Origin of the sequence: Bacillus arachidis (assembly GCF_030285945.1) — a bacterium.
In the GTDB taxonomy this organism is placed as follows: domain Bacteria; phylum Bacillota; class Bacilli; order Bacillales; family Bacillaceae_G; genus Bacillus_A; species Bacillus_A arachidis.
On the sequence record NZ_CP127374.1, the window covers coordinates 28,192 to 43,013 of the forward strand.

Annotated in this window: 16 protein-coding genes; 3 read left to right on the forward strand and 13 right to left on the reverse strand. The window is 35.7% G+C overall.

Features of this window, described 5'->3' with window-relative positions:
- Positions 1 to 14: 14 nt before the first annotated feature.
- The 12 genes from QRY57_RS01300 to QRY57_RS01350 form a co-directional block, all read right to left on the reverse strand.
- On the reverse strand, positions 15 to 269 hold the full coding sequence (locus QRY57_RS01300) for a TcpD family membrane protein (protein ID WP_286015283.1): 255 nt from the start codon (positions 267 to 269) through the stop codon (positions 15 to 17).
- A 15-nt stretch (positions 270 to 284) separates the two neighbouring features.
- Positions 285 to 1,253 carry a conjugal transfer protein gene (locus QRY57_RS01305; RefSeq protein ID WP_286015284.1) on the reverse strand — a complete coding sequence of 323 codons (969 nt, stop codon included), beginning with the start codon at positions 1,251 to 1,253 and terminating at the stop codon, positions 285 to 287.
- A 29-nt stretch (positions 1,254 to 1,282) separates the two neighbouring features.
- Entirely contained in the window at positions 1,283 to 1,657 is a 375-nt protein-coding gene (locus QRY57_RS01310; RefSeq protein WP_286015285.1) for a hypothetical protein, read from the reverse strand.
- A 21-nt stretch (positions 1,658 to 1,678) separates the two neighbouring features.
- A complete protein-coding gene (locus QRY57_RS01315; protein ID WP_286015286.1) occupies positions 1,679 to 1,876 on the reverse strand; it encodes a hypothetical protein in 198 nt (65 codons plus the stop codon).
- Between the two features lie 13 nt (positions 1,877 to 1,889).
- Positions 1,890 to 2,096, reverse strand: coding sequence for a hypothetical protein (locus QRY57_RS27060; RefSeq protein ID WP_432804047.1), 207 nt, complete (start codon positions 2,094 to 2,096; stop codon positions 1,890 to 1,892).
- A 4-nt stretch (positions 2,097 to 2,100) separates the two neighbouring features.
- Entirely contained in the window at positions 2,101 to 2,943 is an 843-nt protein-coding gene (locus QRY57_RS01320) for a replication-relaxation family protein (protein ID WP_286015287.1), read from the reverse strand.
- Positions 2,944 to 2,948: 5 nt separating this feature from the next.
- Positions 2,949 to 5,762 (reverse strand): helicase HerA domain-containing protein, encoded by a 2,814-nt coding sequence (locus tag QRY57_RS01325; protein WP_286015288.1) that lies wholly within the window; start codon positions 5,760 to 5,762, stop codon positions 2,949 to 2,951.
- A gap of 35 nt (positions 5,763 to 5,797) precedes the next feature.
- On the reverse strand, positions 5,798 to 6,022 hold the full coding sequence (locus QRY57_RS01330) for a hypothetical protein (RefSeq protein WP_286015289.1): 225 nt from the start codon (positions 6,020 to 6,022) through the stop codon (positions 5,798 to 5,800).
- A 59-nt stretch (positions 6,023 to 6,081) separates the two neighbouring features.
- A complete protein-coding gene (locus tag QRY57_RS01335; protein WP_286015290.1) occupies positions 6,082 to 6,321 on the reverse strand; it encodes a hypothetical protein in 240 nt (79 codons plus the stop codon).
- A 53-nt stretch (positions 6,322 to 6,374) separates the two neighbouring features.
- Positions 6,375 to 6,602, reverse strand: coding sequence for a hypothetical protein (locus tag QRY57_RS01340; protein WP_286015297.1), 228 nt, complete (start codon positions 6,600 to 6,602; stop codon positions 6,375 to 6,377).
- 35 nt (positions 6,603 to 6,637) lie between these two features.
- Positions 6,638 to 8,893 carry a SpaA isopeptide-forming pilin-related protein gene (locus QRY57_RS01345; RefSeq protein WP_286015291.1) on the reverse strand — a complete coding sequence of 752 codons (2,256 nt, stop codon included), beginning with the start codon at positions 8,891 to 8,893 and terminating at the stop codon, positions 6,638 to 6,640.
- Between the two features lie 71 nt (positions 8,894 to 8,964).
- Entirely contained in the window at positions 8,965 to 9,195 is a 231-nt protein-coding gene (locus tag QRY57_RS01350) for a helix-turn-helix domain-containing protein (RefSeq protein ID WP_286015292.1), read from the reverse strand.
- A gap of 129 nt (positions 9,196 to 9,324) precedes the next feature.
- On the opposite strand from QRY57_RS01350, the gene QRY57_RS01355 reads away from it, so the two are divergent.
- Positions 9,325 to 9,723: a helix-turn-helix domain-containing protein gene (locus QRY57_RS01355; RefSeq protein ID WP_286015294.1), complete on the forward strand. Its 399-nt coding sequence runs from the start codon at positions 9,325 to 9,327 to the stop codon at positions 9,721 to 9,723.
- 420 nt (positions 9,724 to 10,143) lie between these two features.
- Here QRY57_RS01355 and QRY57_RS01360 read toward each other — a convergent pair whose 3' ends face one another.
- Positions 10,144 to 11,319, reverse strand: a complete 1,176-nt coding sequence (locus QRY57_RS01360) for an AimR family lysis-lysogeny pheromone receptor (protein ID WP_286015293.1) — start codon at positions 11,317 to 11,319, stop codon at positions 10,144 to 10,146.
- 443 nt (positions 11,320 to 11,762) lie between these two features.
- On the opposite strand from QRY57_RS01360, the gene QRY57_RS01365 reads away from it, so the two are divergent.
- Together QRY57_RS01365 and QRY57_RS01370 are read left to right on the forward strand one after the other, a co-directional pair.
- A complete protein-coding gene (locus QRY57_RS01365; protein WP_286015222.1) occupies positions 11,763 to 12,767 on the forward strand; it encodes a Replicase RepFR55 in 1,005 nt (334 codons plus the stop codon).
- 1,060 nt (positions 12,768 to 13,827) lie between these two features.
- Positions 13,828 to 14,754 carry a tyrosine-type recombinase/integrase gene (locus QRY57_RS01370; protein ID WP_286015223.1) on the forward strand — a complete coding sequence of 309 codons (927 nt, stop codon included), beginning with the start codon at positions 13,828 to 13,830 and terminating at the stop codon, positions 14,752 to 14,754.
- Positions 14,755 to 14,822: the final 68 nt, after the last annotated feature.

The window sequence follows — 14,822 nt, forward strand, 5'->3', positions numbered from 1 at the left end:
TTTCTGTCATCCACTTACATGCCTGCTAATCCACCCAACCAAGTACCAATTGCTTTCAGTGCGTCTGGTTTGTTGATAAAGAAGGCAATCATACCGCCACCTACAACCAATGTCACAACTAATCCCCATGCACGTTTCGCCGCTAGAATCAGCGCTACAATGATAAATGCACAATATAAGGCGTAAGTTCCTTGCGTTTTCACCGTTTCAAGAACTCCTTCTAGCCCAATTCCTAACACCAAACTATTCATCATTTCTAACATATACATGCTCCTCTCTCTTCCTTAATTTTTTAAATCTGTAACAACAAATTGTTTGCCATCTTTTTTCACAAACAATGTGTATACGGTTTTCATTTTTGTTTCAGAGTGTGCATCGATCAGCAACACTTCGGTTTGCACCTCATACGTACCTTTTGTTTTAACAGGGTACACTTTAGATGAATTGACTTTTTCGAACTTCATTGCACCCTCTAAACCTTTGACTTTAGGATTATCTAGGACATAAGCTAATTCTTTTTGTGTTGAGGTTGTATACGATTTAAAAAATGTTGGTAAAAACTCACGAATCTCTTCTTTCATTGATACATCTTTTACTTCTTCTCGTTCGCTTTCTTCTTCTTTGATTTGTGCTTTTTCAGCGACTTTCACGATCTGCGGAAACCCATTTACAACAAATGCTTTCTCATCAGATTGAACAGGAACGGATATTTGCTGCAATACTTCTTTGACTTCTTCCCCGCTATTATCTGGTTTCATTCGATGCAATTTATATTTCACTTTAAAAATCACATTTGCTTCCTTTTCTTTTGTTTCATCTACTTTCAAGATCGTTGCGTATAAAAAAGTGGAATCCCACTGTAAACTGGATGTATCTAATCCAACTTGAGAATCTAATGTCTGAATGACATACGGTTTTAAGCGTTCTGCTCGATTTTTCTGGCCTTCTTCTCCTCTTTGCCAAGTAAAATACTCTTTGACAAATCCACGTGCAAATTCTATAGCTTCTGGACGTGTCGCGAGGTTTGGTTTTTGTGTCACTTGTTTCGGAATCGTACTTGCATTTGCTTTCGTCTCTGTTTTTCCTTTTATAACAGTCGTTACAGATACAATGAGCATCCAACTAAATAGAACCCAAAACGCCCATTTTCCTATTAAACGCCCCCTATAAGAAGGAATCCGAGTTGACTTTCTCGCCTTTCCTTGCTTATTTTCAAACGTTTTTTGAAACCACTGTTTTGCCTTTTGCCACATGAACATCCCTCCCTTTTTATATTTTGGTATTACGCACTCTCCTTTTCTTTTAAACTTTCAAGAAAAGTCTCTGCCTCTTTTTTAAACATTGAGCCCTTACTAACTCGCGCTTGTTGGAACATGTTGTAACAACATATTTCATACTCCACTTCCGAAATAGCTTTTTCTTTCGTTAGTTCTTTGCAATCACATTTCCATTCCAATTCTTCTGTATCTAAACCAAATTCAATTTCGAGCACTTTCCCATTCCCCATGACTAGCAACTTTTGTAGATACGTATCTGTTTTAGATAAGCAAATTTCATGACTCTCTCCACAATCCAACTGATTACAAATTTCATCCACAAAACGGCATTCTACTTCTTCCATACTTCCTCGTTCATAAGATCGTTTGTATGTGAACATACAATAATCCCTCCCTTTCCCCTAAGAACCTAATCCCATAATCTCTTTTATATAGAAACCAGCAATCCCCGTTATTCCAGCTAGGAGAAGGAACAGACAAGTTCTCCACTCTTTCTGTTTCGCTGAATAAGCAGCTAGAATCAGAGAGCAAATAAACACCACCAACCCTGCATAGGAAAAGTAAATACTCGATGTATCAATCACAACAAATGGATACATGTTGTTTTTCACCTCATCGATCCATCATTTTATATACACCAACCGCTACCAGCGAAAGGATTAACAACCCTTCCCACCCTTGTGTCTGATAAATCTCTATGACTTTACTCTTGATAACTCCCCAGGCCTCATGTGATCCTGGTACCCTTTCAAACACCCAGTCTGAAAACACGACTAATAGAAAAATACTGGCACTTATCGATAAGACAAATCGGAACACATTCTTACAACCTCACTTTCTTATCCGAATTTCGAATATTCCGATAAATATTCCCGAATGGATCCTGCAATATATCTTGAAACAGTGTGATATACACCGGAATTTCTGAACTATTTACTTCCTTCAAATAACGAATTAACTCTTTCTCCCTACTTTCACTCCCAGCAACAAAGACCAAACGCCATATCGGAACTTCATACGCCATGCCTGCATGTATCCGATACTCTTTTTGCTTTTCTTCCCGTTGCATAAAATCGTTATAGCGAAGAATTTTCTTTTCTAACACTTCTTTTGATCCATACGAACGTTCCATTTCCATGAATACACCGATATTTTTATCCATTGCTTCTTTTAAACCAATTACCGCAATTCCGTCTGGTCGTATGACACGATTTTTTCCTTTTGCGTATTGAAACGTTGCACGTGGTTCATTGATCCATTCTTTTAATTCCAGTCTTTCTTCTTGTTCAGAAGCTAGGGTCATAGCGCTTTCTATACGTGCTAACATTAAGCTGTGATACACAAAGGTTGCGGAACGTTGTGACCAACTGGATTTCCAATGTACTTCCCCCCTTAACCCACGAACGATTTCTACCCCTTTATTCGCGAGCGTGTATACATTTTGTGGCCTTCCCGATTTACGAACTTGACTTCTAGGAACAGGAATAGGAAGTAATTCATTCTTCAAATAATTTTCCTGTACCAAGCGATTTAAGCGGTAATACACTGATTTTTTCTTATGGTTTGGATATACTTTTTCCGTTATATAATCCATATCGACATAAATATGATTGTGTATGTCGATAAGTAAATTCTGATCTTCTGGTAATAACAGCATACTGCTCATAACCTCTACTCCTTTTCCCAGCTATCGAAAATACTTGCTTCTTCTTGTTGTGTTTCTACTTTTATTTCAACAGTTGATGTATCCGGTAATGATGATGATTCTTCTATGATTTCCACTGATTCTTTGCTTTGTTTTTCTTCTTTTGCGGATTCTGTGGTTGGTTGTTTTCGGAATGGGATAATTTGTGCTTGATGTATTAGCTCTGGTACAACTTCTTGGGCTGCTGGTACTGTTTCTTTCACTTTCTTTTCAGCTATTTGCTCTACACTTTTCTCTAATTCTTCAAAGCTAGATGCTTCTTCTGGTTTTTCCAGTGACACCTTTTTTTGTTTTGATGTACTTGGCTTCTTTCCAAATAAGAACAAACTAATTTCTTCATCAATTTCTTGAATCGATTTCCCCCGTTTCTCTAATTCTTTAATTTTAGATCTGGTCCAATCATTGGCCGTATTTACTTGTTTTGCATCTTGATAGTTAGCCACTGTTCCATCTGGCAAGTATCGATCCAGTGGTGGAACTTCCATGGTGCACCATACATTTTTTGCCTTCCCGTCAATCTTTTGTTGCGTTTGCACAGCAACAATACGATCTGATAAGTCTTGTAAATACTTTGGATTGAATTTTTGTTGCATGACTTCTGCCAACGATTTTGCGGAATTGGAACCTTGCCGACATACTAGGAAATTCCCTCCGATGTCTGTTAATGCTCTTGCTAGTGATTTATCTAACTGTGCATTAATTTCTTGCGTAATAAACCAAAGGCCTAATCCACGTTTCCGATCTTCTGCAATAATCTTTGGTAAAATTTCCACTTGTACCTTGTGCCCTTCATCAATGAATGTAAGATGGACTTTAGAACCAATTGGACGACTTTGAACAACTCTGTGATACTGTGCCATGATATAACCTACTATGAGCTGTATTTCTTCTTTCTCCATACCATGTAAGTCATAAAAAACAATGTGTCCCTCATCAAACCATTTCAAAATATCAAGTGAGAAACCTGGCTGGCCGAAGATGCGTCGTAAATATGTGGTGCTTCGGAATAAATCCAATCGATTCAAAACAGGTTGAATACTGCTGTCTAATGCATCCCCGACTTCTTGTCTCCAAAAGTGTAAGTAGAAGTCTTTATCTGGACCACTTATATTTTCAAGTACTTCTTCACGAAATAACTCGTTGGATAAGAACATCGGAATGCTTAATGTTGTATGTTGCTCTGTATGATCACTTAACAAAGTGCCAATGGTTGCCTTTAACACCCGTTCTGTTTGTACCGCTTGCCCTGGAATCATCGACTTAATCGTTGTCATAATTCCGTTAATCACTGTTTGTGTATCTTCACCAGGGAATCGATGAAGCAAGTTTAATGCAATGGGATGCTCAGAATTTCGAAACCGGATATAATGAACCTTATTCCAATCGATCTTTTTCCCGTCTTTTTCTGCCTTCAACATGCGATTCAACATAATCAGAGCCAAATCTGATGTAGGATCAATTAATGAGAAACTTCCTACTGCATTTGAATCTTCAATCCATTGATCCAACTGACTTTGCATAATTGTTGCGGATACAGTACTTTTTCCAGAACCCGTTTGCCCTAACACCGCCCCATGCTTGGTAAGTTGTTCCGCTTCCACCTTAATAGCACGTTCTTTTTGAACAGGATGCTTAAGATATCCAAGTGTAATCCCTTCACACAAGCGATCTTTTGGCAGCATTTCTTCTCCTTTTTCCAAATAAAGAATTTGGTGTTCATCTTGCACTTTCTTGGCTTCTTTCATGTTGGGAAGATGTAATAAATTTGCTAGTTCTGATCCAGTCCACATCATATTTCCATAAGTAGGACGTGGTGCATATGGAACTGCGTATTTTCGCCATTTTCTATAACGGAGCTCATTGACATCTGCCATGATACTTCCTACCATACTGCCAAGATCTTTTATGTGTAATACGCCTGGATACTGTTCTGTAGAAAAGGAGACAGATACTTGAAACGCAACTTCATTTCGTGAAAATCGCTTATTGAGTGCGATTAATTCCTCTTTTTCAAAAGTGTTTAATCCATAATCACTACTTTTCCTTTGCTTTTTAATCCCTTTTTCAGCTTTTCGAATGCCTTTAATGAGCTGATACCCGTTGTCTGGCGAAAAAGCGATATCAATCCAGGTTTGTTCTTGCATGGTATTAAGTAAAGTAGGTAATATATCTTTTTTGTAACGCGCTAAAGACAAAGTAGCTTGAAGTCGTTTCCGCTTTAATATCATTCGTCCTCCCACACTTTTACGGGATGGGAATGGAACCTGTTCTTTTGTGACTTCATATACCTCTGCTCGCACATATGCACTTTTAAACGCCTGGATCACACGTATAATGCCATCTTTCGGACCACCTAGATAAAGATGTGCCTTTTCTTTTTCACCTTCTGGTCGATAGATCATCATGCGATACCAATCGCGTCCTTTCCACAAACGATCAAGTGGCTTTCGGCCAACACCATGCACATGACGAATCATTTGACCTAATTTATCAGCTGATACATCATCCTCAATATGTGGAATGATGAGATAATGTTTATATCGTTTTTTATCAAAGTGATGAAGAATCAGATATACAATGATTCGTATCACTAAAAGTAAAACGAGAAACAAAACAACCAGCCTCATAATTCCGACTACTGTTGGCACCAGCTTCATCAATTCCCCTAGGATTCTATCTTTGGAAAACCAGACAAATCCAATCGCTCCTACTCCTAAGAGCATTTTCCAGTTCTTTTCAACAAAGTTTTCTAGTTCTTTATCGAATTTGCTGCGCGCCACGCCTTCACATCCTTCCTATCTTGCAATTTCATGGCTTACGCGAGTGCTAATTCTTTCTCTTGGTGTTTTTTAATACATTGTTCTGCTAATTGAATCAGTATGTGAGGTTGTTGATTTGCAAATTGAGGTTTCTTGATTTGATCTAAAAGTGTTTTGTATTCGAAGAGTTCTTGTTTCATTTGTTCGATATCTAATTCACCATCTATTGTGACTTGTTCTTTCCAAAACGCTTCCCAACATTCATGCCGATTGATATACACTTTCTTTTCCTCCTTTAATACCTTGGATGGAGAATGCTCTATGAAAGAGCATTCTCTAATCAACCAAACTTGTTACCACTCTTGATTTTTTCATAAAAATTCGCTTTCGGATCCACAACTTTTGTTCCTTTGTTATGCCCTCTAGCTAATGTCATTAACAGATTGGAAAATGACATTCCTCTTCCTTGGACTCCTGCCCATTCTGGTGATACTTTCGTTGCATGAATAAGATTATTTGCTTCTCGCACTCTTCCGATATAAAAACCACGTTTGCTGCGCATATGCTTGATTGGTTTCACTACAAATGCCCCTTTCATTCAATTATCTTTTTATATCGTTAAATAGAAATATTTTATATTCTTATGCTTTCTTTTTTTGTTCTCTTTAGGATGCTATTAAATCCAATTAAATCCAATTCCTCTAAGTCAGTAGCAAGAATCGCTACTTCTTGTTGGTGCTCTTGAAATAGAACATGTTGAATGTTTTTTCGCAACTGAAACCCATCTTCTGACAATGCTAACAAATACGACTTTGTGTATTTGATTCCATCGATTTGATAATGTACATCAAATATGCACATGGTATCCCACCCTCCCATATCAGTTGAGAGTAAATTTATCTTTCTTCTTTTACTTCTTTACGTTTTCTAAAGGCATAAAAAGTTACGATACCGCCTAGTGCTAAACATGTAGCGCCAACCCATATCCAGTATGGATTTTCTGCTTTACCGCCTGTTGTTGGTAAATAACGGTCTGTTTTCTTAGGTTGTTCTGGTTGAAATTCTAGCTGTTTTACAATTTTGTGTGGTGTCTCTGGTGTTTGTGGTTGTTTCTCTGGTTGTGGTTGAGGTTGTTCTGGTGTTGGTGTTTGCTTCGGATTTTCTGGTTGTGGTGTCTCTGGCGTTGGCGGGACATCTTTTTTCTTATCTTGTACAGTATGTTTGATAATTTGACCATCTTCTTTAATCTCAAAAGAGAAGGTCTCTTCATTAATTAAATATCCGTCTGGCGCCAGTGTTTCTTTATAGGTGTATTTTCCATATGGTAATTTTTCAAACTCCGCAATTCCTTGTTCGTTTGTTTTCCCCTTTACTACTTCCTTGCCTTGCTCATCGTAAATTGTGAATTCCGCGCCTGGTAATTTGTTATTTCCATCCGCTATATCCACCTTTGTGATTTCAAGGATTCCTTCGATTTTCTTATCTTTTACAATGTGTTTGATAATTTCCCCATCTTGTTTAATTTCAAAGGAGAATGTTTCTTGATTAATCACATAGCCTGTTGGTGCCAGTGTTTCTTTGTAGGTGTATTTTCCGGCTGTAAGTTTCTCGAACTTCGCAATTCCTTGCTCGTTTGTTTTTCCTTTTACTACTTCTTTGCCTTGCTCATCATAAATCGTGAATTCTGCACCTGGTAGCTTATTGTTTCCATCTGCAACATCTACTTTTGTAATTTCTAAGCTCCCTTTTGCTTGGGTATTCTTCGCAACCAATTCAATTGTCTTACCGTTTTCCTTGATGCTGAAAGGAATTGGTTCTTTCACAAGAATGTAACCAGCTGGAGAAGTTTTTTCGATAAATTGATAGTTACCAAATGTCAAGTTTTCAACTTTGATGACACCATTTTTATCAGTGGTGTGTTCGCTAATCGGATTCCCTTTTGCATCTGCAAGTGTAAATACTGCACCTTCTAATTTCTTTTTCCCATTTTGATCTACTTTTACGAGCTGTACATTCCCTTTGATTTGTACGTTTTTCATTTCAATGACAGCAACTTCACCTGTTTTCACTTCAAAAGGCTTTGGTGTAGCATCTAGCACATATCCAACAGGTGCTTTCACTTCTTTTACAGTGTATGTGCCAAGTTCTAAGTTCCCCATTTCAGCAATACCGTTTTTATCAGCTGTAATCGTTCCCATAACTTGTTGATTGCTGTTTACAACTTCAAATACTGCGCCTGGAAGTGGCTTTTTGTTTTCTTCGTCCACTTTCATCACTTTTAAAGCGCCATTTGCTTTCCAGAATACTTGTAAGTCTGTGCTTATTTGTTCTGTACTACGCTCTAATAATACAGTTGCATCTTGAATCGTACTTGTTCCTTTATATACAACTGCATGAACATTTGTTAGATTTGAAACGACTTTTAGAGATAGTTCACTACTCTTAGAGGATTTTGGTACTTGGATACGGAACTTTTCTCCTAGTTGAAACGTTTCTTTCCCTTCACCTTGTTCTGTGACAACACGTGTTCCTTGTGGTGCATTGTTCATTTTTACTTGGAATGTACCTTTTTTTGCATTTGTTTGAACGGTGTATGTTGTTGTTTCGAAATATTCACCGTTTAATTGTGCTTCTTGTTTATCCGTTGGAATGACATTCATCCAGACATCTTGTGTATCCTGGCTTTGATTTGCCGCATGAATGATGTTCTTTGCTGCTTTTTCAACAGCTGCATTTTTGAACTGTAATTCATCAACGGAAATCTGGCCAAGTGCATTCCAAAGAGCTAATTGTGTCGCGTAATGGGCTTCTTGCCAATTGGAAACACCTAAACTTTCTGGTGTTTTCTGTGGGTATCCATTCAATAAGACACGATAGGATACATCATCCGTTTTGCCTGCTTCGGGTAAATCCTCTCCATTTGGGGATTTTAAGCCATATACCAGACAATACGCGATTTGACCACTAGCGTTCTTTAGAAGCTCTGTATGAACATCTTTTCCAAACTGCGGACTATAGGCCCAATCCATCTTATACCTTTCTCGATTGATAACCTCCGCACTGGCTTGATTTAGTGGAATCAAGAAGCTCATAACTAATAAAAGTACACTCGTAAAGAGTAGTAGTGTTTGATACGATCGTTTCAAAATCATTTTTTACAGCTCCTTTAGGATTATTCAGTTTTCAAAGGACAATTAAAAACCAATTTCTTACGAATTTCGATTTATACAATTCGTGCTCGATAATAAGTAGGTACAAACAATTCTTCAACTGGTCGATTATAAAAAGCTGCAATACTATGTGCACGTTCTGCAATTGTACTTTTTCTCCCAGATTCAATAGCCTGTAGTACACTTTTATTTAAGTTTAAATCTGCTGCAACTTTTTTAAGAAGCACACCTTTTTCATCTCTAATATTCCTAATAATCGAAATTTTTTGTTCGCACTTAGTCACTTTCTCACCCCCCTTAATTACATAATAAACACCTAAAAGGTGTCTGTCAACACTAAAAGTGTTAATTTTACATCTAAACTTCCTACACTAAGTTTTTTAATAATTAATATAATAAGTATAGGAGTGATTATTATTATGAAAAAAAATATACTGGGAAAAAATGTAAAAAAACTCAGAACTATAAGAGGCTTAGATAGGTATGAACTAGCGGCAGACCTCAATACAACTTACAGAACTATATCTAGCTGGGAAACGGGGGAAAAAATACCACGATTAAATAAAATACATGAAATTGCCAATTATTTTAATGTTAGTGAAGCATATTTATTAAATCATATGATAAGCGATGATGAACTTCTTCAAAGAGTAGAAGGAGAAGAAGATCCTGTGCATCGCTTATCACAATTACTTTACGATAAATACATGAGTGTTCCAGATGAATATAAGCCATATATAGAAAAGGAACTCCTTAGATATACGAATTTTCTGTTAATAGAAGTTGACGAAAAAGAAAAGGGAAAAAGCTAAAAAAGGAACATAGAAATTAGTCTTTAGAGGCATCAGCACATAAATCTATCCAGTCACCCAAGACTTCTAATTCAATGTTCTCAACAATTTTTATAAGTAAATCTTTGTCTAAAACCATAAAAAACACCACCTTTTATAAATTCGATTTCATAATTTCCTACATACGCACTAATAAAATCCTTTATAAAATCACAAAAGACATCGTATTTACGACGTCTTTTGTGATTTTATATATTTTTATATTTTTTCTCTATAGCCCGCCACCAGGATCCATCCTTTTAGGTTCATTACTCTTCTGTAGTCCTTGAGACACAAAATGTCCACTATCCAATTTATTATGTTTATTTATTGATACTAAAGCCCAGCAACTGTTGATTACTAAAAACGATATCATAAGTATAGAGATAACTTTTTTCATTTTTAAAATCCCTTTCCAATTCCTTGAATACTCTTCTCTTTATATTCATTAAAGATGTCTTGCGCAAATCCTGCATAAAAAAAGTCATTTTTCGCCTTCATTGCATCAATAGCTTTTGAAATTTCAATCAAATCATTATTAGCCATTCCTCTATAAACACGCTGAATTGGAGTTAAGCCTTTGTTTTTTCGTTCAAGATAATCTAGAAGTTCATTAGCTCGATCTCTTTGATTAATCTGAATGAAATACAAACCTTTTTCAGCTATATCTAATGTGTTCATATCAATTTTATCAATATCTTTCCACTTTATTATTCTTAAGAAATTTAAAGTATTTAATGCGATTTTATATTTATGCTCTTCTTTTTGTGATGATAAAATATTACAGGCTTTTTCTAGATAATAAAATGAAGCTTTTTCATCTGAAAACAAACTACTCTCACCCATCCTAATATCTATCACAGCTTGCATTACTGGGAAAAATTCTAAATCAATAAACTCCATTAAACCCTTATAAATTTCTTGAAAACCCAATACATCATTACTTCTTAACAGGCTATATCCCCAGATACTTTCTATCCAAAAATTATATAACTTGATTAATTTTTTATTTTTTATTTCTTTTAAATTGCACTCTATCCTCTGCTTATATGTTGCCATTAAATCGAATTTCCCTAAATCAGATAATATTAACATACTTAATATGTCACAAAAGATGCCTACCTGAAAATGTTTTTTATTATTTAAGGGTCTCGATCCTTCTATTTCTAAAAATATTTCTTCTAATCCTTTAGATTTTTCCAAGCGGCATTTAAATAAATGGAAAACCTTAAAACATCTTTGCATTTCCAATTCAGAATGATCTTCACACAAATCAATTACATAATTTAATAGATTGTCAAACCCATTTAAATGCGCTATTAAAAACGCTATTTTCACATTTAGATTTTGCCTACTATGTTTTTTTAAATGCTGGATGACATCTTCCTCTTGAATACTTCGATCTAAAGGAGATAGCATAGATGAAATTTTTATTAATGAATATACTGAAATATTTTGTTTCTTTGTATACCAATTTGAAAATGTAGTTTCTGGTAAACCTAATTCTTTTGCAATCAATTTATGTTCTAACTTAGAAGACTCTAAATGTAAGTGCATTCTTTTATGTATATCAAGCATACAATTTCACCCTTTTAATCCTCTACTATTACTAAATTATAATTATTAATTTTATCATAGGAAAATCCAGGAATTTATGAAATAATTTAGTCTGAATATTCCGAATATTCATAGTGAAACAAACCTTTTACACCTCTCATACAGAGTTTACATTTTTAGTGTTGATATTAATGCCGCTGACTTGTAAAATAGAAAAAGAATAGATTTTAATTTTAATTTGATAAAAAAATAAAACCCCCACAACACATCCATTTTAAATTGGTCTACAGTTTGCCGACTCTAACCAATTTAAAACTCCAATGAAAGTAGGGGTCTTAATTTATAACTAATATTCACTTATGAAAAAATTATAACACAAAGTGAATGTGGTGTGAATAAGAACCTCTATTTTCCCAAGATTTTTCTGTAAGTGTGTGTAATGGGAAAAAACAGGAGGGTTTTTTGTGCTACTAAATAATTTTTTGCTAAGTAAAGCAAAACGAGAACTAAGCCCACAACTTTCACATGTTCCTACAGGTGCTATCAATAAAGCTGTAAAAAAAGTAATTAAAGCTATTGATATTATTCTGTTAGATTGTGAGGGTCAAACCACTAAAGAATACTTCGAACAAACGCCACGTCGGTATGAAGCATTGGAAGTCGTTTTATCTTATCTTGTTCAAGAAGGCTTCTCTCAAATGCGACAAACTCAAATCAGCGAAAGATCGGGTATCTCTGTGCCAATCATCAACTTTATTCTGAATTGGTTAGAGGACCTTCAAGTATGCCATCAAATCAAAACAAGACGTCATGGTAAGATTGCACCATCTATTTACATATTAAGTCTCAATAACAATTATTTAAAAATCGTTGAATATTTCAAGAAAAAATGGGCTTTTTCAATTGACATTTTTTCTACATTTACAAAGTTTCTATCTAAAAAACTAAGTAAAAAACAGGGGAAACCTACAGATCAAACCAAAAAACCAACTGTGCCTACATGCCAGGGAATAGATATATTGGATTCTGTTGCCCCTACAAATGAAGAATTAGAAGAAAAAGAGCTAGAGAATGCCCCTAATTCGGGTGAAAAGTTAGAACTACGATTCCGCGAAATGGATGAGTTTATGAGTGAAGATCAAAAGAGACTTTATATATACATCTTAAGTAAAGATACAAATATTACTGAAAAAGATGCTTATACAATCGCATTACGTATGCCACCATACGTAGATTGGGAGGTAAGAAAGACTTTTGAGGACTGTGTACAGCTGTTTGAATTAAACAAATCGCAAGTAAGTACACCTGCACATTTCATAACAACATATACAAAACAGTTAACTGCAAACAGAAAGCGTAGAGAGCAACAAGCAAAAGAGCGTACAACAAATATGGTATTTGGAAAACCAAAGAAGAGTCTAATACCATCAATGGATTTATTCAAAAAAATGATTGATCCAAACGCCTAAATCTCATTCTTCACAAAAAAATAATTGTTTTATAGCCTTGTTCAAAAAAATTATCTCTAACAAGGCTTTTTGTCATGCCATCATTTACCTTAATAGATTAAACATATTATCAATCTATTATATTTTTATAAGTTAAGGACGTTTTCAACAAAAAATCCACTATGAATTTATATTCGAATTGAACCTGCTCTTAAATCAGTAATTAAATAAGAAAAATTTTCTAATCCCTTGTGGGAGTAAGTCTCATTGAGCAAAATTAAATCCTAATGTATTTAATTTTTTTAATGTTATTTAAAACAAGTTTTAATAATAAAAAGTATCCCATATTGGGAACTATATTTTTCTAGATTTTTAAACATCAACCCAAGATCGAACTAAATATCAAAATAGAACTCTTCTTTTCATTTAATATACAAATCTACGGAACACCGAATATCTGTTGACAGTATAAACAATAATATTCGTGATTTTCACCATTAATATATTGTACAACATTCTAAAAATAAACGATTATTTTTGTTCATTATGAGCATTTCAGTAAACAGAATAACCTCAGAATTAATTCAGAATAATATGAGATAAATTTACAGAATTAGTTGCGACAACATACTAAGGTTATTCTGAACTTATTCTTATCTTAAACTCATTGGTAGAACTAGGTTCCGCTGAATATTCGAAAACTTAGATTTACCTTGAAGCTCTCCTGGTAAGGGTATCTTGATTCAGCTATGAATCAGATTCCGTTGCCAGGCAGATTTTCATAAAACTACGTAGGCGGGGCGGCGGCCATTCCCATTCCTCGCCTATCCTCCTCCCTAAACATCGGCCCATCATTCGCCTTCCACTCATTCCACAACATCTATATATCCCCCTATATCCTAACTCCACGCCCTGTCTAGCCAGGCCCATATGTCTCCGCATAGCCCCGCAATGTCTCGGCTCCTGCATCATACACAAGTCCCTCCCCAAAACATCACGACCTAGAATCCCCTATTGCTTGTTTGCATGGTTCTCGTTTATAATTGCGGTACACAATTTTTAGGACAAAGGAGTATAAAACATGACTTGGGATCATTCTGTTGATATTTTTCTTTCTGATTTGTTAAAACTTGGCCGTAAATCCTCCACAGTTAAACAATACCGCTACGACCTCTTACTTTTTACGTCTTGGATTCAGAAACACATCAAATCATCTCCAGAATCGTTCTTTCATTCTTTTGATACAAATGTATTAGAGAGATACTTAAAAGCTCTTAAAAAGGAACGTGGCGCGTCGATTTCTAATATAAAGCGTGTACGAGGCATTCTAATTAACTTTTTACAATTTCATGGCGCGGCCCAGGATTTAAAAAGTGATGTCTCCCCTCCTGAACTTACTTCTAAACACTTTGCATCGGACAAAGAAATCACAAAGCTCTTCCGCGTCATGCGTAGTTATGACGGATTAACCGACTACCAGGCAACAGGAAGAAGATTTATTCTAGAACGTAACCTTTTATTAATTCATTTCATGTTAGATTATGGGCTATCTATCCAGGATATACTTACGCTTTCTATGCATGATATACACTTTGGAACGAATACTATTACCCCAGGAGGACTACACGCCTACAAGCGATCTATTACCCTTTCAAAAGAGCATGTAAAACTTGCCTTATCCTACTACAACCAGATTCCTAGTCTTGTTAGGCCGCGCCAACAAACGGGCGATCCCTTCTTTGTGGCGTTTGATTTCGGCCCGCAAACGTTCCGCTGGGACTATGAAAAAGATCACCCCGCCGCTTTAACTCGAATCGCTGTACAACGCATGTTACAGAAAGAAGCGAAACGCGCTGAAATTCATGTCACGCCTACTATGCTACGGAACCGTTTTATATTAACTGCGCTACAAAATGGCATGAAACCCATTGAAATTAAAGCGGATTTGGGATTAAAAAGCATTGAGGCCCTACATCGATATGTTCAATTTTGGAATAAACAGCAATAACATGGGGGCTACCCCGTAATGGAACGATTTTAAATTGTGATATACTGAACAAAAAGATAGATATAGAG

Bases quoted from the DNA above. Each gene is read 5' to 3' on its own strand.
- QRY57_RS01305 (WP_286015284.1), bottom strand. From the start codon at position 1,253: ATGTGGCAAAAGGCAAAACAGTGGTTTCAAAAAACGTTTGAAAATAAG.
- QRY57_RS01315 (WP_286015286.1), bottom strand. From the start codon at position 1,876: ATGTATCCATTTGTTGTGATTGATACATCGAGTATTTACTTTTCCTAT.
- QRY57_RS01320 (WP_286015287.1), bottom strand. From the start codon at position 2,943: ATGAGCAGTATGCTGTTATTACCAGAAGATCAGAATTTACTTATCGAC.
- QRY57_RS01370 (WP_286015223.1), top strand. From the start codon at position 13,828: ATGACTTGGGATCATTCTGTTGATATTTTTCTTTCTGATTTGTTAAAA.
- QRY57_RS01360 (WP_286015293.1), bottom strand. From the start codon at position 11,319: ATGCTTGATATACATAAAAGAATGCACTTACATTTAGAGTCTTCTAAG.
- QRY57_RS01300 (WP_286015283.1), bottom strand. From the start codon at position 269: ATGTATATGTTAGAAATGATGAATAGTTTGGTGTTAGGAATTGGGCTA.
- QRY57_RS01340 (WP_286015297.1), bottom strand. From the start codon at position 6,602: ATGTGCATATTTGATGTACATTATCAAATCGATGGAATCAAATACACA.
- QRY57_RS01310 (WP_286015285.1), bottom strand. From the start codon at position 1,657: ATGTTCACATACAAACGATCTTATGAACGAGGAAGTATGGAAGAAGTA.
- QRY57_RS01345 (WP_286015291.1), bottom strand. From the start codon at position 8,893: ATGATTTTGAAACGATCGTATCAAACACTACTACTCTTTACGAGTGTA.